General features: G+C 73.6%; 14 protein-coding genes. 10 read left to right on the top strand and 4 right to left on the bottom strand.

The annotated features are described in order from the left end of the window. The 3 genes from ACGH52_RS15745 to ACGH52_RS15735 are packed head-to-tail and all read right to left on the bottom strand — an operon-like array spanning position 1 to position 2,854. Positions 1-1,332 (bottom strand): coenzyme F420-0:L-glutamate ligase, encoded by a 1,332-nt coding sequence (locus tag ACGH52_RS15745; protein WP_399939962.1) that lies wholly within the window; start codon positions 1,330-1,332, stop codon positions 1-3. Beyond that, complete coding sequence (gene cofD, locus ACGH52_RS15740; RefSeq protein ID WP_121701744.1) at positions 1,329-2,288, bottom strand: 2-phospho-L-lactate transferase; 960 nt, start codon at positions 2,286-2,288, stop codon at positions 1,329-1,331. Before cofD ends, ACGH52_RS15745 begins: the two co-directional genes overlap by 4 nt. A 44-nt stretch (positions 2,289-2,332) precedes the next feature. Then, the gene (locus ACGH52_RS15735) at positions 2,333-2,854 is read right to left on the bottom strand and encodes a cysteine dioxygenase family protein (protein ID WP_059302040.1); all 522 of its coding nucleotides are present in this window, start codon (positions 2,852-2,854) and stop codon (positions 2,333-2,335) included. A gap of 686 nt (positions 2,855-3,540) precedes the next feature. Between ACGH52_RS15735 and ACGH52_RS15730 the strand changes: the two genes are divergently transcribed. The 3 genes from ACGH52_RS15730 (at position 3,541) to ACGH52_RS15720 (ending at position 9,320) form a co-directional block, all read left to right on the top strand. Then, positions 3,541-3,804, top strand: coding sequence for a WhiB family transcriptional regulator (locus ACGH52_RS15730; RefSeq protein ID WP_003975777.1), 264 nt, complete (start codon positions 3,541-3,543; stop codon positions 3,802-3,804). Between the two features lie 237 nt (positions 3,805-4,041). Continuing rightward, the gene (locus tag ACGH52_RS15725) at positions 4,042-7,815 is read left to right on the top strand and encodes a glycosyltransferase family 2 protein (RefSeq protein ID WP_399939958.1); all 3,774 of its coding nucleotides are present in this window, start codon (positions 4,042-4,044) and stop codon (positions 7,813-7,815) included. Further along, positions 7,812-9,320, top strand: a complete 1,509-nt coding sequence (locus tag ACGH52_RS15720; RefSeq protein ID WP_399939955.1) for a DUF5719 family protein — start codon at positions 7,812-7,814, stop codon at positions 9,318-9,320. The genes ACGH52_RS15725 and ACGH52_RS15720 overlap by 4 nt, the downstream gene beginning before the upstream one ends. A 28-nt stretch (positions 9,321-9,348) precedes the next feature. Here ACGH52_RS15720 and ACGH52_RS15715 read toward each other — a convergent pair whose 3' ends face one another. Beyond that, positions 9,349-9,801, bottom strand: coding sequence for a metallopeptidase family protein (locus ACGH52_RS15715; protein ID WP_063124437.1), 453 nt, complete (start codon positions 9,799-9,801; stop codon positions 9,349-9,351). Between the two features lie 294 nt (positions 9,802-10,095). Between ACGH52_RS15715 and ACGH52_RS15710 the strand changes: the two genes are divergently transcribed. From ACGH52_RS15710 to ACGH52_RS15680, 7 genes are all read left to right on the top strand, one after another. Next, on the top strand, positions 10,096-10,515 hold the full coding sequence (locus tag ACGH52_RS15710) for a DUF3499 domain-containing protein (RefSeq protein ID WP_052843574.1): 420 nt from the start codon (positions 10,096-10,098) through the stop codon (positions 10,513-10,515). A gap of 149 nt (positions 10,516-10,664) precedes the next feature. After that, a complete protein-coding gene (locus tag ACGH52_RS15705; protein ID WP_076974709.1) occupies positions 10,665-12,281 on the top strand; it encodes an L-lactate permease in 1,617 nt (538 codons plus the stop codon). A gap of 81 nt (positions 12,282-12,362) precedes the next feature. Continuing rightward, positions 12,363-13,727 carry a phosphomannomutase/phosphoglucomutase gene (locus ACGH52_RS15700; RefSeq protein ID WP_059302035.1) on the top strand — a complete coding sequence of 455 codons (1,365 nt, stop codon included), beginning with the start codon at positions 12,363-12,365 and terminating at the stop codon, positions 13,725-13,727. A gap of 179 nt (positions 13,728-13,906) precedes the next feature. Then, a complete protein-coding gene (locus tag ACGH52_RS15695; RefSeq protein WP_014673093.1) occupies positions 13,907-14,077 on the top strand; it encodes a Trm112 family protein in 171 nt (56 codons plus the stop codon). 79 nt (positions 14,078-14,156) lie between these two features. After that, complete coding sequence (locus ACGH52_RS15690) at positions 14,157-15,284, top strand: SIS domain-containing protein (protein WP_399939950.1); 1,128 nt, start codon at positions 14,157-14,159, stop codon at positions 15,282-15,284. Between the two features lie 50 nt (positions 15,285-15,334). Beyond that, complete coding sequence (gene manA, locus ACGH52_RS15685) at positions 15,335-16,486, top strand: mannose-6-phosphate isomerase, class I (RefSeq protein ID WP_399939947.1); 1,152 nt, start codon at positions 15,335-15,337, stop codon at positions 16,484-16,486. A 171-nt stretch (positions 16,487-16,657) separates the two neighbouring features. Next, positions 16,658-17,638 carry a cation diffusion facilitator family transporter gene (locus tag ACGH52_RS15680; RefSeq protein ID WP_210977584.1) on the top strand — a complete coding sequence of 327 codons (981 nt, stop codon included), beginning with the start codon at positions 16,658-16,660 and terminating at the stop codon, positions 17,636-17,638. Positions 17,639-17,855 lie beyond the last annotated feature (217 nt).

The following is a 17,855-nucleotide window of genomic DNA, read 5'->3' as shown; positions in this document are numbered from 1 at the left end:
TCACCGCACCTCGATGAACGCCTCCGCGTCCCGCTCCGCCCGGGCCTTCGGCTCCTCGGCCGGATGCCCGACCGCCACCGTCCCCATCGGATCCCAGTCGCCCGGCAGCCCCAGCACCTCCCGCACGACGTCCCGGCAGAACATCGTCGAGGACACCCACGCGGAACCCAGCCGCTCCCCGGCGAGAGCGACGAGCAGGTTCTGCACGCCCGCGCCGGTGGCGACCACGAACATCTCCCGCTCGGCCCCGTCGCGCCGCGCGTCCCCGTAGGTGTGCGAGCCGTCCATGACCAGGCAGGGGACGACGAGGTAGGGCGCGTTGCGCAGGACGTCCCCGCGCCGCACGCGCTTGGCGATGGACTCCTCGCTCTTGCCGTCGCGCCGCAGGTCCGCGATCCAGGCGTCCCGCATCGCGTCGAGCAGCCGGGTGCGGGAGTCCGCGGACTCCAGGAGCACGAACCGCCACGGCGTCGTGTGGTGCGGCGCCGGCGCGGTCACCGCCGCGGCTACCGCCCGGCGTACGGCGTCGGGGTCGACCGGCTCGTCCGTGAAGGCCCGTACCGTACGCCGCTGCGTGACCGCCTGCCGTACCGCCTCCGAGGTGCCGAGGCGGAACATGTCGTCGCGCGCGCCGCGCACCATGGCCCGCGCGCCCCCGCCGTCGTCCTCGGCGACCACCTGCGCCAGCCCGCGCACCACGGCGACGGGCAGGCCCGCGGCCTTGCCCTTGACCAGGTCGCCCGCGGCGGCCAGCTCGTCGGCGGTGGCGACGACGGTCGCGCCGAGCGGATTGCCGTGCGCGTCCTTGCCGCCGCGCAGGTCGTCGAGGACGCGGACGCCCGCGGCGCCGATCGCCACGTCCGTGAGCCCGGCCCGCCAGGGGCGCCCGAAGGTGTCGGTGACGATGACGCCGACGTCCACGCCCAGCGTGTCGCGGAGCCCCTCGCGGATGCCGCGCGCGGAGGCGTCGGGGTCCTCGGGGAGCAGCAGTACGGTCCCGGGCGGGGTGTTGGAGGCGTCGACGCCGGCCGCCGCCATGACCAGGCCCTGGCGGTTCTCGACGATGCGCAGCGGGCCGCGCCGGGCCACCACCCGTACGGTCTCCGCGTCGATGGCGGCCTCCCGGTCGGTGGCCTCGACGGTCCGGCCCTCGGCCTTGGAGACGATCTTGGACGTGACGAGCAGCACGTCCCCGTCGGCCAGGGCGGGCTCGGTGGCCGCGATCAGCTTGGCCAGGTCGTCGCCGGGGCGCACCTCGGGCAGACCGGGCAGGGCCCACACCCGGTAGCCGTCCCCGCGGCCGGGGGCGCCGTCGCGTGTCGCGTCGCTCATGCCTCGCGCACCTCCTCGGCCAGCGTCAGCGCCTCCCGGGCCATCTGCGCCGTCGCGTCGAGGTCGGTCATCATCAGCGGTACGGCGCGGCAGAGGATGCCGGCCGCCTTCACGCGGGTGACGACCTCCGCGTCGACCGTGTCGACCAGCCAGCCGTCGAGCAGGCCCGAGCCGTAGTGCTCGGCGACCGCGGCGGCCGTGGACTCCACGCCGACCGCGGCGAGCACCTTGTCGGCCATCCCGCGCACGGGCGCGTCCCCGACGATGGGGGACAGGCCCACCACCGGCACCCCGGCGTCGGCGATCGCCTCGCGGATGCCGGGCACGGCGAGGATCGTGCCGACGGAGACGACCGGGTTGGAGGGCGGGAAGAGGATCACGTCCGCCTCGGCGATGGCCTCCAGGACGCCGGGCGCCGGCTTGGCCTGCTCCGCGCCGACCGGCACGACCGCCTCGGCGGGGACGGAGGCGCGCAGGCGCACCCAGTACTCCTGGAAGTGGACGGCCTTGCGCTCTCCGTCCAGCTCGACCGCCACGTGGGTCTCCACGCGGTCGTCGGTCATCGGGATCAGCCGCACGCCGGGCTTCCAGCGGTCGCACAGCGCCTCGGTCACCGCGCTGAGCGGAAAGCCCGCGGTGATCATCTGCGTCCGCACGATGTGCGTGGCGAAGTCGCGGTCGCCGAGGCCGAACCACTCGGGGCCGACGCCGTACGCCGCCAGTTCCTCCTTGAGGTGGAAGGTCTCGTCGGCCCGTCCCCAGCCCTGCTCCTCGTTGATGCCGCCGCCGAGCGTGTACATCACCGTGTCGAGGTCCGGGCAGACCTTCAGCCCGAAGAGGTGGATGTCGTCCCCGGTGTTGCCGATGACCGTGATGTCCGCGTCCGGCGCGGCCTGCTTGAGACCACGCAGGAACCGGGCACCACCGATGCCGCCTGCCAGAACCACAATGCGCATGGCCCCAGTCTTGCAGGCGGGTACGACAGTGCGTCAGCCAGTCGTCACCGCGCCGGTGCGGCGTCGGCGGCGGCGTCCTCGGGCACGGCGGCGGCCGAGCACTGCGGGGAGTGCATGGGCATCTCGGTCAGACCCGGGTAGTAGACGTGCAGGCTGACCGCCGGCTCCAGCGCGTCGTTGACCACCTCGTGCACGTAACCCGGCGCGAACACGCGCTGCGTACCGGCGTCCAACGCGTGCGTGCCGCGCTCCGTGTGCTCGGTGAGGGTGCCCTCCAGGACCGTCCACACGCCGCAGGAGGCGCCGTGGTCGTGGCGTCCGCTGCCCTGTCCCGGTACCCAGGACAGCAGCCAGACCTCGTATCCGGGCCCGGTGCGCAGCCGGTGGTACCAGCGTGTCGTCGCGTCGTACCGGACGAGGTGCTCCCACGCGGAGCGGTCGGCGGCGAGGGAGCGGACGAGACCGGCGAACTCGGCGACGGTGGCCGGGTGCTCGCGCGGGGCCTGAAGCAGGTGGGGGACTTCGAGGATGTCGCCGGCGATCTGGAGGTCGCTGTCGCTGTTCATGGGTGCGGTGGTTCCTCGGCGGAAGAGTGCGGGGAGCGGAGCGAATGACGAAGAAACGCCCTGGTGGGGCGGGAACACGGCAGTCGGGTCGCGTGGACCCGGGGACAGCCGGAGCGCGGTTGGCTCAACAGCTGGAACAGCGGCAACAGCTACAGCGAGCGCGGGCAGCACCGTGGGACCCGGCGGTGCGGGTCGAGGTGGGCGCCAAGTTCGCGAGCATGCCCCCAAGGACAGCGGTTCACACCAGCACTGTCAACTCGATGCCAGTTATGTGGGACATGTTTCACCTCATCCGGTTGATCGCGCTGGCGAAAGGTTTGCTCAGACGACTTCCGGGACACATGGCGCACAAGCCGGGTGCGCAACCCCCGTTGCGATCCCGTGATCCGAATGTGATCAGGTTCGCTTCGGCGCGTGTATCGGAACGGGATCGAACGCCGGGGCGTCCTTCCTGATGAGGGTGTGAATCGGGACGGGCGTCCTGCGGGCCTCTTTGGGATGTCAAGGTTTATGGCGATTTGAACACTTACTGCATGGCCTTGGTTCCGCAGAGTGAATAAGGGGCCCAATAGCAGATCTCGGCTTGACTCGCCCGGAGCAGCACACTTGTAATTTCACTCGTGTCGTTCAGCCGGAATCGGTAACGGCTAGATCACGGGGACGCGAAAGACAGACGAGGGGCGCACATGACCGAGCTGGTGCAGCAACTGCTGGTCGACGACGCGGACGAGGAGCTCGGCTGGCAGGAGCGCGCACTGTGCGCCCAGACCGACCCCGAGTCCTTCTTCCCCGAGAAGGGCGGCTCCACCCGCGAGGCCAAGAAGGTCTGCCTCGCCTGTGAGGTCCGCTCCGAATGCCTCGAATACGCCCTTGCCAACGACGAGCGCTTCGGCATCTGGGGCGGCCTGTCCGAGAGGGAGCGCCGCCGGCTGAAGAAGGCGGCGGTCTGACGGTCGACGAGGGCGGCGGTCTGACGGTCGACACAGGCGGCGGTCCGACGGTCGTGGCCTGACGCGGCGGCAGAAACGGTCCGAACTGCGGGAACGGCCCGTCGCCGGTGGGTTGTCCACAGGCGGCGGGCCGCCCCTGTGTCCAGCCGATAGTGTGGGCGCTCGTCCGAGACGCCCCGCCGTTCCCAACCGGCACGGGCGTCCACCGCAGTCCACCGAACCGGGGCCCGTACCTCGATGTCCGTGCAGAGTCACACGGCAGCCCAGCACGACCTCGCTGCCACACCTGAGTTCCCGCGTCACGTGGTGACCGCGGTCCTCGTCGCCCACGACGGAGCCCGCTGGCTGCCCGACGCGCTCGCCGGGCTGCTCGGCCAGGAGCGCCCCGTCCAGTACGCCGTGGCCGCCGACACCGGCAGCGCCGACGAGTCCTCCCGGCTGGTCGCCGACGCCCTCGGCGACGACCGCGTCCTCCACCTCGCCCGGCGCACCGGCTTCGGCCAGGCGGTCGAGGAGGCCGCCCGCACCGCCCCCGTGCTCACCCCCGAGGAGCTGCCCTACCTGAGGCGGCCCAGCGGCTGGGACCCCGCCACCCGCAGCTGGCGCGACGACGCCTACGACCTGCCGGAGTTCCCTCACGGAGAACCGGTCCAGTGGCTGTGGCTGCTGCACGACGACTGCGCCCCGGAACCCGAAGCCCTCGCCCAACTGCTGCGCGTCGTGGACACCGAGTACGAACTCGGCCGCGACGACGTGGCCGTCGTGGGTCCCAAACTCCGCGGCTGGTACGACCGACGGCAACTGCTCGAGGTCGGCGTCTCCATCGCCAACTCCGGCCGCCGCTGGACCGGCCTGGACCGCCGCGAGCAGGACCAGGGCCAGCACGACCACGTCAGGACCGTGCTGTCGGTGTCCACCGCCGGCATGCTGGTCCGGCGCGACGTCTTCGAGCGGCTCGGCGGATTCGACCGCCGACTGCCCCTGATGCGCGACGACGTCGACCTGTGCTGGCGCGCCCACGCCGCCGGACTGCGCGTCCTCGTCGCTCCCGAGGCCGTCGTCCGCCACGCCGAGGCGGCCTCGCGCGAACGCCGCGCCGTCGACTGCGCGGGCCGCACCACCGCCTCACCGCACAAGGTGGACAAGGCCGGCGCCGTCCACACCCTCCTCGTCAACGTCCGTACCGCCGCCCTGCCCTGGGTGCTGCTGCGCGTCGTCCTCGGCACCCTGCTGCGGACCGTCGCCTACCTCGTCGGCAAGGTCCCCGGTCAGGCCCTCGACGAGATCCGGGGCCTGCTGGGCGTCCTGCTGCGCCCCGAGCGGATCCTCGCGGGCCGGCGCGAACGCGGCCGCCCACAGGTCGAGAAGGACGAACTGCGGCCCCTGTTCCCGCCCCCCGGCGCGACCGTCCGCGCCACCGTCGAGCAGGTCGCGGGCGACCTCTTCGGCAGCTCCGAGGCCGAGGCCGCCGCGGGCGCCGGACGGCACGGCGGCGCCATCGAGTCCGGACCCGGCGGCGACGACGCCGACTTCCTGGAGATCGAGCAGTTCGCCCGCCTCAAGCGCATCGCCCGCAAGCCGGGACCGGTGCTCTTCGTGGTGCTGCTGCTCGTCTCCCTGGCCGCCTGCCGCGCGCTCCTCGGCGGCGGCGCCCTGTCCGGCGGCGCGCTGCTGCCCGCACCGGCCGGCGCGGGCGAGCTGTGGTCGCGGTACACGGATGCCTGGCACACGGTCGGTACCGGCGGCACCGCCTCCGCGCCGCCCTACCTCGCGCTCGTCGCCACGCTCGCCTCCGTCCTGCTCGGCTCCACCGGACTGGCCGTCACCCTGCTGCTGGTCTGCTCGGTGCCCCTGGCCGGTGCCACCGCGTACTTCGCCTCCCGCCCGCTGGTCCCCTCCCGGCTGCTGCGCGCCTGGGCCGCCGTCGCCTACGCCTTCCTGCCCGCCGCCACCGGCGCGCTCGCCGGAGGGCGCATCGGCACCGCCGTCCTCGCCGTACTGCTGCCGCTCATCGCCCGCGCGGGCGTCGCGGCGGCCGGTCTGACGGGCTCCTCCGGGGCCCGCGGCAGCTGGCGCGCCACCTGGGCGTACGCCCTCCTGCTGACCATCGCCACCGCCTTCACGCCCGTCGTGTGGCCCGTCGCGCTGGTCCTCGGCGTCGGCGTCCTCGCCCTGCGCCGCGGCGAGATCACGGCCTACGGGTTGCGTTTCCTCGCCCAGCTCGGCACCCCGCTGCTGCTGCTCGCGCCGTGGTCGCTGTCGCTGCTGCCGTTCGGCTTCTTCGACGAGGCGGGGCTCGACTACGGCGCCTCGGCCGCCTCCGCGCTCGACCTGCTCGGCGCCAGCCCCGGCGGCCCCGGCACGGTGGGCGGGTTGCTCCTGCTCGGCATCGTGCTGGCCGCACTGGCCGCCCTGCTGCGCTCCGAGCGGCAGTTGGGCATCCGCACGGCCTGGGCCGTCGCCCTGGTCGCCCTCGTCTTCTCGGTCCTGTCCAACCGCTCCGCCTGGGCCGGACCCGCCACCCTCGTCTACGGCATCGCCCTGCTGTCCGCCGCGACCCTCGGCGCCGACGGGGCGCGCTTCCGGGTGGCCGAGCAGAGCTTCGGCTGGCGCCAGCCCGTCGCCGCCCTGATCGCCCTCGCCTCGGCCCTGGGCCCGCTGATCGCCGCCGCCGGCTGGATGATCGGCGGCGCCGACGGCCCCGTCGAGCGACGCGACCCCGTCCAGGTGCCCGCGTTCGTCGCCGAGGAGAGCCACACCCGCGACCAGGCCCGCACCCTCGTCCTCGACAGCGACTCCGCCGCACACGTCGGCTACATGCTGGTCCGCGGCTCCGGCGCCCGCCTCGGCGACGGCGAACTGGCCTCCGGGGACGGCGGGAACAGCACCCTCGACAAGGTCGTCGCCAACCTCGTGGCCGGGTCCGGCGCCGACCAGGCCGACCAGCTCGGCGGGTTCGCCGTGCGCTACGTGCTCGTGCACAAGGGCGCGCCCCGCGAGGTCATCCGCGTCCTGGACGCCACGCCCGGACTGAGCAGACTCAGCCAGCAGGACGGCAGCGGACTGTGGCGGGTGGACCAGGAGGTCGCGCGCGCGACCGTCGTCTCCGGCGACAAGTCCGGTGCCGGGACGTCCGGTAGCGGCGAGCCCGAGCCCGTGGCGGCCGGACCCGTGGAGATCCACACCGACATCAAGGCGGGCGCCGAGGGCCGAGTGCTGCGCCTCGCCGACACCGCCGCCGAGGGCTGGACCGCCACCCTGGACGGCAAGCCGCTCACCCGCACCACGGTCGACGGCTGGGCCCAGGGCTTCCAACTCCCCGCCTCCGGCGGCCGGCTGGACGTCACCTACGACGCCCCGTTCACGCACACGGCCTGGCTGTGGGCCCAGGGACTCCTGGGCGTGGTCCTGGTCGTCCTCGCCCTGCCCGGCAGGCGCCGCGACGTCGACGACGACCTGCCCGACGAGCCGCTCGTCCCCGCCCAGCCCGTCGAGGGCGAAGGACGCCGGGCGCGGCGGCTGCGGGCCCAGGCCGAGGCCGAGGCCGAGCCGGAGACGGCGGCCGGGGTGCCCGAGCCGCCCGCGGAGGCACCCGTGCCGGTCCCGCAGCAGCCGGCGTACGGGGAATGGGACGCGACGGCTGGGTACTCCGGCGCCGAGTACGGCTCCTACGACGGCGGCTACGGCGGCGAGCAGTACCAGGGCGCCCCGCAGTACGACCCGGGCGCGTACGGGCAGCAGCCGTACCAGGCGGCGGACCCGTACCAGCCGGACGCCTACCAGGGCGGGCCCGGCGGCCAGGGCGGGCAGTACGGGACGGGCCAGTACGACCCCTACGCCTACGGCGACCCGACGCAGGCTCAGGAGGGCGGCTACGACCCCGCCTTCGACCAGGCGTACGGCCAGGGCGGATACGACACGTACGACACGCCGTACGACCCTTCCCAGCCCCAGCAGCCCCAGCAGCCCCACGGCACGGGCGATGAGCGTCCCGACGGGAGCCAGCAGTGAAGCGCACGACCCTGTCCCTGATCGCCTGTGCGACGGCGCTCGCCGCGGTCACCGGTTTCGCGGCGGTGTCCGCCCCGGACGGCGCGGGCACGGACACCGCGGCACCGGCCGCCCGGCTGCCCGTGGAGCGCACCAGCCTGCTGTGCCCGGCGCCCAGCACCTCCGACCTCGCCGAGACCGCGTACACGTCCTTCACGCCCGTCACGAAGGGCGCGGACGAGAAGGGCAGCGCGACGCTCACGGCGGCGGAGTCGGCCGACGCCACCGAGGACGGCAAGTCCGACGAGAAGGGCGACAAGGGCGAGAAGAAGGAGAAGCCGGTCGTCCAGCCCGGGGCACCCGGCACACCCGTCGCCGGGAAGACCACCGGCGCCGACACCCCCGCGCTGATCGGCACCGCCGAGGGCGGCAACGCGCCGGGCTGGACGGTCCAGCAGACCACCGAGGTCGCCGCCGGGACGGGCCGGGGCCTGCAGGGCGTCAACTGCGGCGCACCGGACACGGAGTTCTGGTTCCCGGGCGCCAGTACGGCGACCGGCCGCAGCGACTACGTGCACCTGACGAACCCCGACGACTCGGCGGCCGTCGTGGACATCGAGCTGTACGGCAAGGACGGTGCCCTGAAGACCACGGTGGGGGAGGGGGTCACGGTGCCGCCGCACAGCAGTGAGTCCCTCCTGCTGTCCACGCTCAGCGAGGTGAAGCAGACCGACCTGACCGTGCACGTCGGCGTGCGCAGCGGACGGGTCGGCGCCGCGGTGCAGGCCCTGGACGACAAGACCGGCGGCGACTGGCTGACCGCGGCCGCCGACCCGGCGAGCGACCTGGTGCTGCCGGGCATCCCGAAGGACGCCACCGCCGTGCGGCTGGTGCTGTTCACGCCCGGCAACGCCGACGCCGACCTGAAGGTGCGACTCGCCTCGCCGTCCGGGCTGATCACGCCCGCCGGTCACGAGACGGTGCACGTCAAGGCCGGGATGACGACCGGCGTCGACCTCGGCGAGGTCACCCGCGGCGAGGCGGGCTCGCTGGTGCTGACCCCGGCGGACCGGTCCGTGCCGGTCGTGGCCGCGGTCCGGGTCGTGCGGGGCAAGGGCGGCGAGCAGGAGTCGGCGTTCATCCCGGCCTCGGACCCGGTCGGGGCGCGCGCGACGGTCGCGGACAACCGCGCCAAGAGCACCACCCTGGCCCTGTCCGCGCCGGGCGAGGCCGCGCAGGTCAAGGTCACGGCGTCGGCGGGCACCGAGGGCGGCACGGCGGCGACCAAGACGTACACGATCAAGGCCGGCACGACCCAGAACGTCGACGCACCGGTCCCGGCCGGGCTCAAGGGCTCCTACGCGCTGACCGTCGAGACCGTCTCGGGCGGCCCGGTCCACGCGTCCCGCACCCTGACGGGTGCGGACGACGACGTGGCGGCCTTCACCGTCCAGACCCTCCCCGACGACCGGGGCACGGTCTCGGTGCCGAACGCGGACGAGGACCTGTCGGTCCTGCAGAAGTAGCGGCCGGGGGCGATCGAGCCCCCGCCGCTCAGTCCTCCCCGTACCGGGGATCCACCGTCTCCGGCGTCAGTCCCAGCAGCTCCGCGACCTGTTCGACCACGACCTCGTGCACCAGCAGCGCGCGCTCTTCCCGCCCCTTGGTCCGGATCTCCACCGGCCGCCGGTACACCACGACCCGCCCCCGCCGCCCGTCGCGCGAGGGCACCGTGCCCCCGAGCGGGACCGCCTCGTCGTTCCACGCCTCCCCGGCCGCGGGCGGGCGCGGCACGTCGAGGACGAGGAAGTCGATGTCGGCGAGCTGCGGCCACCGCCGCTCCAGGCGCTCCACGGAGTCCCGCACCAGGTCGGCGAACACCTCGCCACGGCTCGCGGCGAGCGGCACCTGCGGGGGCGCGACCGGGCCGCGCATGCCCCGGCCGTGGCGATCACGACGGCGGGGTCCTGGGCGGCCGGCATCACGGGGCGACACGGGGTTGTCCATCACTGGTGAAGGGTAGTCCCCGCCGGGGCGGTGTGCCCGATCGCGCGCACACCGCGGGCGGCGTGGCGGCGGCCCACTCCGCTTGTCGCCGGATGACCATTCCAGCCAAGATTGGGCTCGATTCCGTATCTCTCCATGACCGCGGAACTCAAGGCAAATGTCGTTGTTTGTATCGGCTCGTGACCGCCCGCCGCGTCGCACGGACCCGTGGAGACGGGCGTCCGCCCAGGTCGGAGGGGGCTGTTGGGGAGGGTTCGCAGGTCGTTTCACGCCACGACACGGGGGTGTGACCTGGTGGAGAGTCGTCGCGGCCCGCTCAAGAGTGCGGTACCGTCCAACATCGTGAGCCCTGTACGTCGCTGTTCGCGCACCGCCTGCGGCCGTCCCGCCGTCGCGACGCTGACGTACGTCTACGCCGACTCGACCGCGGTCCTCGGCCCGCTCGCCACCTACGCCGAACCCCACTGCTACGACCTGTGCGCCGAGCACTCCGAGCGCCTCACGGCCCCCCGCGGCTGGGAGGTCGTCCGCCTGCTCGACGGGTCCGCCCCGGCCCGCCCCAGCGGCGACGACCTGGAGGCGCTCGCCAACGCGGTGCGCGAGGCGGCCCGGCCCCAGGAGCGTGCGGCCGAGGCGGGGGGCGCACGGACGGCCGACCCGATGGAGGTCGCGCGCCGCGGCCATCTGCGCGTGCTGCGCTCGCCGGACAACTGAGCCCCGCCCGACGGGTTCTCGCCTTTCACTCGCCGTGTCCTCGGTCACATCCGTTGCTGCACACCCATTGACGCGTCGTTGTCGCGGACACGACCATTCCGGAAGCCGCGAGAAATCGCTTTCGCATGGCGGAATCCGGGGAGGCGTGCGTGTACGTGCAGGAACTGGAACCCGTCGCCGGTTCGCTCGGCCTGTCGGCCCTGGTGGCCGCCCTGCCACTGGTGATCGTCCTCGTCCTGCTGGGCGGCGTCCGCATGAAGGCCCATCTGGCGGGCCTCATCGGCCTCCTGGCCGCCGTACTCGTCGCCTGGCTCGCCTACGGCATGCCGCTGGACCAGACGGCCTCCAGCGCCGTGCAGGGAGCGGTTTTCGGCCTCTTCCCCATCCTGTGGATCGTCGTGAACGCCCTGTGGGTCTACCGGATGACCGTCCGCACCCGGCACTTCGACATCCTGCGCCGCTCCTTCGGCCGGCTCTCCGACGACCCCCGCATCCAGGCCCTCGTCGTCGCCTTCTGCTTCGGCGCCCTGTTGGAGGCCCTCGCCGGGTTCGGGGCGCCCGTCGCGATCTGCTCGGTCATGCTCGTCGCCCTCGGCTTCGACCCCGTGCGCGCCGCCGTCGTGTCCCTGGTCGCCAACACCGCGCCGGTCGCCTTCGGCGCCATGGGCACCCCGGTGGTGACGCTGGCCCAGGTCACCGGGCTGCCCCTGGACGACGTCGCCTCCGTGGTGGGCCGCCAGACGCCCCTGCTGGCCCTCGTCGTCCCGCTGCTGCTGGTCGCCCTGGTGGACGGGCGGCGCGGGCTGCGCGAGACCTGGGTGCCCGCGACGGCCTGCGGTGCGGCCTTCGCCGTCGCCCAGTTCGTCGCCTCCAACTACGTCTCGGCCCAGCTCGCCGACATCGGCGCCGCCCTGCTGGGCGCGGCCGCCCTGGTCGCCGTACCCCAGGCCCGCAGGCCCGCCGCCGAGCCCGTACGGGCGTCCGTGCTGACCGGCGTACGCAGCGAGGAGCTGGACGAGCGGGACCCCCGGCGCGAGGTCGTGCGGGCATACGCGCCGTACGCGCTGATCGTCGCGATCTTCTCCGTCGCGCAGATCCCGGCGGTCAAGGACTGGCTGGCGAAGGCGACCCAGACGTACGACTGGCCGTTTCTCGACGTGGTCGACCCCGAGGGCACGCCGGTCGGCGGCAACGTCTTCTCCTGGCCGATCGTCTCCACCGGCGGCACGCTCGTGCTGTTCGCCGGACTGGCCACGGCCGTCGTCCTCGGCGTGCACGCGCGCGTGGCGGTCAAGGAGTGGCTCGCGACCGTGCACGAACTGCGCTTCGCGATCCTCACCGTCACCTCGGTCCTCGCCCTCGCCTACGTCATGAACCTCTCCGGACAGGCCGCCACCATCGGCCACTTCGTCGCGGCCGCGGGCGCCGGGCTCGCCTTCCTCTCCCCGGTGCTCGGCTGGTTCGGCGTCGCCGTCTCCGGCTCCGACACCTCGGCCAACGCGCTCTTCGGCGCCCTCCAGGTGACCGCCGCGCGGGAGTCCGGCCTCTCGCCCGAACTGCTGGCCGCCGCCAACAGCTCCGGCGGCGTCCTCGGCAAGATGATCTCCCCGCAGAACCTCACCATCGCCTGCGCCGCCGTCGGACTCGCGGGCCGCGAAGGCGACCTGCTGCGCAAGGTGTTGCCGTGGAGCCTGGGCCTGCTGCTGATCATGTGCCTGATCGTGGTCGGGCAGTCCACGGCGGTGCTGGGCTGGATGCTGCCCTGACCTCGGGCAACCGCCCGGGCGGCCCGCCGGTCCCCACGGGGTAGTTTGTGGACTCCGACAGGACTTTCAGGAAGGTTGGCCGTGGCTGCTGATCTGTCGCAGATCGTGAAGGCGTACGACGTGCGCGGTGTCGTCCCGGACCAGTGGGACGAGCCGCTGGCCGAGCTGTTCGGCGCGGCCTTCGTCGAGCTGACCGGCGCGGGCGCCGTCGTGATCGGCCACGACATGCGGCCGTCGTCCCCGGGCCTGTCCGGTGCCTTCGCGCGCGGGGCGGCGGCCCGTGGTGCCGACGTGACCGAGATCGGCCTGTGCTCCACCGACCAGCTGTACTACGCCTCCGGCGCGCTCGACCTGCCGGGCGCCATGTTCACGGCCTCGCACAACCCCGCGCGGTACAACGGCATCAAGCTGTGCCGCGCGGGCGCCGCCCCGGTCGGCCAGGACACCGGCCTCGCCGAGATACGCGCCCTGGTGGAACGCTGGAGCGACACCGGCGCCCCGGAGCCCGTGTCCCGTCCGGGCAAGGTCACCCGGCGCGACACCCTCGCCGACTACGCGGCCCACCTGCGCTCCCTCGTCGACCTCGGCACCGCCCGGCCCCTCAAGGTCGTCGTCGACGCGGGCAACGGCATGGGCGGCCACACCGTCCCCACGGTCTTCGCCGGCCTGCCCCTCGACCTCGTGCCGATGTACTTCGAACTGGACGGCACCTTCCCCAACCACGAGGCCAACCCGCTCGACCCGGCCAACCTCGTCGACCTCCAGCGGCGCGTCCGCGAGGAGGGCGCCGACCTCGGCCTCGCCTTCGACGGCGACGCCGACCGCTGCTTCGTCGTCGACCAGAACGGCGACCCCGTCTCCCCGTCCGCCGTCACCGCCCTCGTGGCCGCTCGCGAACTGGCCCGCAACGGCGGCAGGGGCACGGTCATCCACAACCTGATCACCTCCTGGTCCGTCCCGGAAGTGGTGCGGGAGAACGGCGGCACACCGGAACGCACGCGCGTGGGCCACTCCTTCATCAAGGCCGAGATGGCCAGGACCGGCGCCATCTTCGGCGGCGAGCACTCCGCGCACTACTACTTCCGCGACTTCTGGAACGCCGACACGGGCATGCTGGCCGCCCTCCACGTCCTCGCCGCCCTCGGCGAGCAGGACGGCCCGCTGTCCGCCCTGGTCGCCGCCTACGACCGCTACACCGGCTCCGGCGAGATCAACTCCACCGTCGACGACCAGCAGGCCCGCCTCGCCGCGATCCGGGCCGCGTACGAGGGCCGCGACGACGTCACCGTGGACGACCTGGACGGGCTCACCGTCCAGGCGGCCGACTGGTGGTTCAACGTCCGCCCGTCCAACACCGAGCCGCTGCTCCGCCTGAACGCGGAGGCCCGCGACGAGGCGACGATGACCAAGGTGCGCGACGAGGCCCTGGCGATCATCCGCGCCTGAGCGGCCGGGTCGGCCTTTCAGCCCACCGAGAGGGGTGGTTGGGTGGACATAGGCCCGGGGGGCCAGGGGGCGGAGCCCCTTGGCGGGGTGCAGGGGCAGAGCCCCTCCACCTCACGCCCACCGGCGGTACCCTGACCAGCACATCCACACAAGCCCCACCGCCCCCGAAGGGAACCCCCATGCCGCTCGAAGCCGGCCTCCTGGAGATCCTCGCCTGCCCCGCCTGCCACGCCCCCCTCAAGGAGCAGGACACGGAGCTGATCTGCACCGGCCAGGACTGCGGCCTGGCGTACCCGGTGCGCGACGGCATCCCCGTCCTCCTCGTCGACGAGGCCCGCCGCCCCGAGTAACCGCCGCCCCGGCGACCGGCAACCCGGCGACGACCCCGCGCAATCGAACGAACGCCCCGGCGATCGGAGACCTGCCGCCATGCTCGACGAATCGCTCCTCGACGCCCCGGAGCGCCTCACCGAGGCCGACCGCCGCGGACTGCTCCGCGGCGCCGCCGAGGCCGGTGCCCGCGTCCGCACCGCCGCCCGGCACGCCGCCGAGGCCGGCGTCGGCAACCTCAAGCCGGACGGCCGCCCCCGCGCCGTACTGATCGCGGGGCCCGGCGCCGCCGCCACCCACGCCGCCGACCTCCTCGGCACCCTCGCCGGCGCGGGCAGCCCCGTCACCCGCCTCGCCCCCACCGGCGTGGCCCCCGCCGCGGGCGCCCTGCGCTGGGAGCTGCCGGGCTGGGCCGGTTCCGTGGACCTCCTGCTGATCGCCACCCCCGACGGCGCCGAGCCGGGCCTGTCCCTGCTCGCCGAACAGGCCTACCGCCGGGGCTGCACGGTCGTGGCCGTCGCCCCCGCCCGCTCCCCGCTCAACGACGCGGTGAGCGCCTCGCGCGGCCTGTTCATCCCGATGGCGACCGCGCCGTACGACCACGACGAGCCCCTCGCCGGTGCCGCCCCCGGCGTCCTGTGGGCGCTGCTCACCCCGCTCCTCGTGCTGCTGGACCGCACCGGCCTGCTGGAGGCGCCGCCCGAGGCCGTCGGCAAGGTCGCCGACCGCCTCGACGCCGTCGCCGAACGCTGCGGGCCCGCCATCGTGACCTACAGCAACCCCGCCAAGACGCTGGCGTCCGAGCTGGCCGAGTCCCTCCCCGTCGTCTGGACCGAGGGCACCTCCGCCGGACCCGCCGGCCGCCGCTTCGCCGCCGCCCTCGCCGAACTCTCCGGCACCCCCGCCGTCGTCGCCGAGCTGCCCGAGGCGCTCGCCGCGCACAGCGCCCTGCTCGCCGGCCGCCTCGCCGCCGGAGCCGACCCCGACGACTTCTTCCGCGACCGCGTCGAGGAACCGACCGCCCTACGCGCGCGCGTGGTGCTGCTGCGCGACCGCCCCAGCGGCGGACTCACCGCCGCCCCCAACGCCCGTGACCTGGCCCTCGGCCACGACACGCCGATCAGCGAGCTGGAGCCGGAGGAGGGCGGCGAGCTGGAGACCCTCGCCGAACTGATCGCCATCACGGATTTCGCCGCCGTTTACCTGGCGCTCGCCTCGGGAGCCTGACCCCGGCGCACCATCGCCCACGCACACGCACGCACCGGCAGAGAGAGCTCATGGACCGCCTCGACAACACCGTCCGCCCCTACGCCTGGGGTTCCACCACCGCGATCCCGACCCTCCTCGGGACCGAGCCGACCGGCGAACCGCAGGCGGAGATGTGGATGGGAGCCCACCCCGGCGCCCCCTCCGGCACCGGCCGGGGCACGCTTGCCGAGGTCGTCGCCGCCGACCCCGAGAAGGAACTGGGCGCCGCCTCCGTGGCCAGGTTCGGCCCCCGGCTGCCCTTCCTCCTCAAGCTCCTCGCCGCCGGGGCCCCGCTCTCCCTCCAGGTCCACCCCGACCTCGCCCAGGCCAGGGCCGGTTACGAGGACGAGGAGCGCCGGGGCGTCCCCGTGGACGCCCCGCACCGCAACTACCAGGACGCCAACCACAAGCCCGAACTGATCTGCGCCCTCACCGAGTTCGACGGCCTGTGCGGCTTCCGCGCCCCGGCCGACACGGCCGACCTGCTCGACGGCCTCGGCGTCGCCTCCCTCAAGCCGTACGTCGACCTGCTGCGCGCCCACCCCGAGGACGCCGCCCTGCGCGAGGTCCTCACCGCGATCCTCACCGCCGACCCCGAGGAGATGACCCACACGGTCACCGAGGCCGCGGCCGCCTGCGACCGCCTCGGCGGCGCCTACCGGCCGTACGCCGACATCGCCCACCACTACCCGGGCGACCCCGGCGTCCTCGCCGCGATGCTCCTCAACCACGTCCGGCTCCAGCCCGGCGAGGCCCTGTACCTCGGCGCCGGCATCCCGCACGCCTACCTCAACGGCCTGGGCGTCGAGATCATGGCCAACTCCGACAACGTCCTGCGCTGCGGTCTCACCCCCAAGCACGTCGACGTCCCCGAACTCCTGCGCATCGTCCGCTTCGAGGCGGGCGACCCCGGCATCCTGCGCCCGGAGGCCTCCCCGGACGGCGAAGAGGTCTACGACACCCCGATCGACGAGTTCCGCCTGTCCCGCTACGTCCTGCCCGAAGGCTCCGGCGCCCACGACCTCACCCTGCCCACCCCGCAGATCCTGCTCTGCACGGCGGGCACCGTACGGGCCGGCGAACACGAACTCGCCCCCGGCCGCTCCGTCTTCGTCCCGGCGCACGAAAAGGCCGAAGTGTCCGGAACCGGCACCCTCTTCCGGGCCACCGTTCGCGTCTGACCCGCGCTCGACGGGGCATCCGGCACGTCGGGGCCCGCACGGGCTGCAACAATGGCGCACCGCAAAGGAGGAGCAAAGCCGGTCACCCACCGGCCGCGCTCCTACCGGCGCACGGACGCAGACGAAGCAGCTTCAGTCGAAGCAGACGCAGGCGAAGGGACAACGCGACACATGAGCGCGTCAGGCGGTACCAAGGCGATCGTGGCGGCACTGCTCGCCAACCTCTCGATCGCGGTGGCGAAATTCGTGGCGTTCCTCTTCAGCGGATCGTCGTCGATGCTCGCCGAGTCCGTGCACTCCCTCGCCGACTCCGGCAACCAGGGCCTGCTGCTCCTGGGCGGCAAGCGCGCCCAGCGCGAGGCCACCCCGCAACACCCCTTCGGCTACGGCCGCGAGCGCTACATCTACGCCTTCCTCGTCTCCATCGTGCTCTTCTCGGTCGGCGGCATGTTCGCCCTCTACGAGGGCTACGAGAAGATCAAGCACCCCCACGAGATCGAGCACTGGTACTGGCCGGTGGGCGTCCTGGTCTTCGCGATCATCGCCGAGGCCTTCTCCTTCCGGACCGCCATCAAGGAGTCCAACCCCCTGCGCGGCAAGAGGTCCTGGAAGGAGTTCGTCCGCCACGCCAAGGCGCCCGAGCTTCCGGTCGTCCTCCTGGAGGACCTCGGCGCCCTGGTCGGCCTGATCCTCGCCCTCGGCGGCGTCGGTCTCGCCCTGCTCACCGGCGACGGCGTCTGGGACGGCATCGGCACCCTGTGCATCGGCGTCCTGCTCATCGTGATCGCGCTCGTCCTCGCCGTCGAGACCAAGTCCCTGCTGCTCGGCGAGGCCGCGGGCATCGAGGCGGTCCAGCAGATCGAGTCCGCGATCGTCGCCGGCGACACGGTCACCGGCGTCATCCACATGCGCACGCTCCACCTGGGCCCCGAGGAACTCCTCGTCGCCGCCAAGATCGCCGTCCGCCACGACGGCACCGCCACGGAGATCGCCTCCGCGATCGACGCCGCCGAGTCGCGCATCCGCGAGGCGGTCCCGATCGCCCGCGTCATCTACCTGGAACCGGACATCTACAGCGAGTCCGAGGCCGCCAAGGGCCCCGACCCCGAGGCCACCCCCGGCGGCCCGAGCACCCCACCGGCCGCCCACTGACCGACGGGCCCACCGCCGTCCTCACCCTGCGTGAACGTCCGGAAGTGTTCGGAGGCGGACTGGGGACGGCGGGCGCCCGCGGTGTAGCTTGGGACGGAGCCAGACGTCGCTGCTGATGGCGGTCGGGCGGTCCAGGACGGACCGGCCGAGGGAGAGAGGGCCTCCGACGGACTGCGCTGCGCGTACGCGGGCATGCCTGTGTCCTCTTCTGGGCACC

It is taken from the genome of Streptomyces sp. BBFR25 (assembly GCF_044590125.1).
GTDB classification, from domain to species: Bacteria; Actinomycetota; Actinomycetes; order Streptomycetales; family Streptomycetaceae; genus Streptomyces; species Streptomyces canus_D.
Note: the sequence above shows the minus strand (reverse complement) of the source record. Positions and strands in the feature narration are given on the sequence as shown.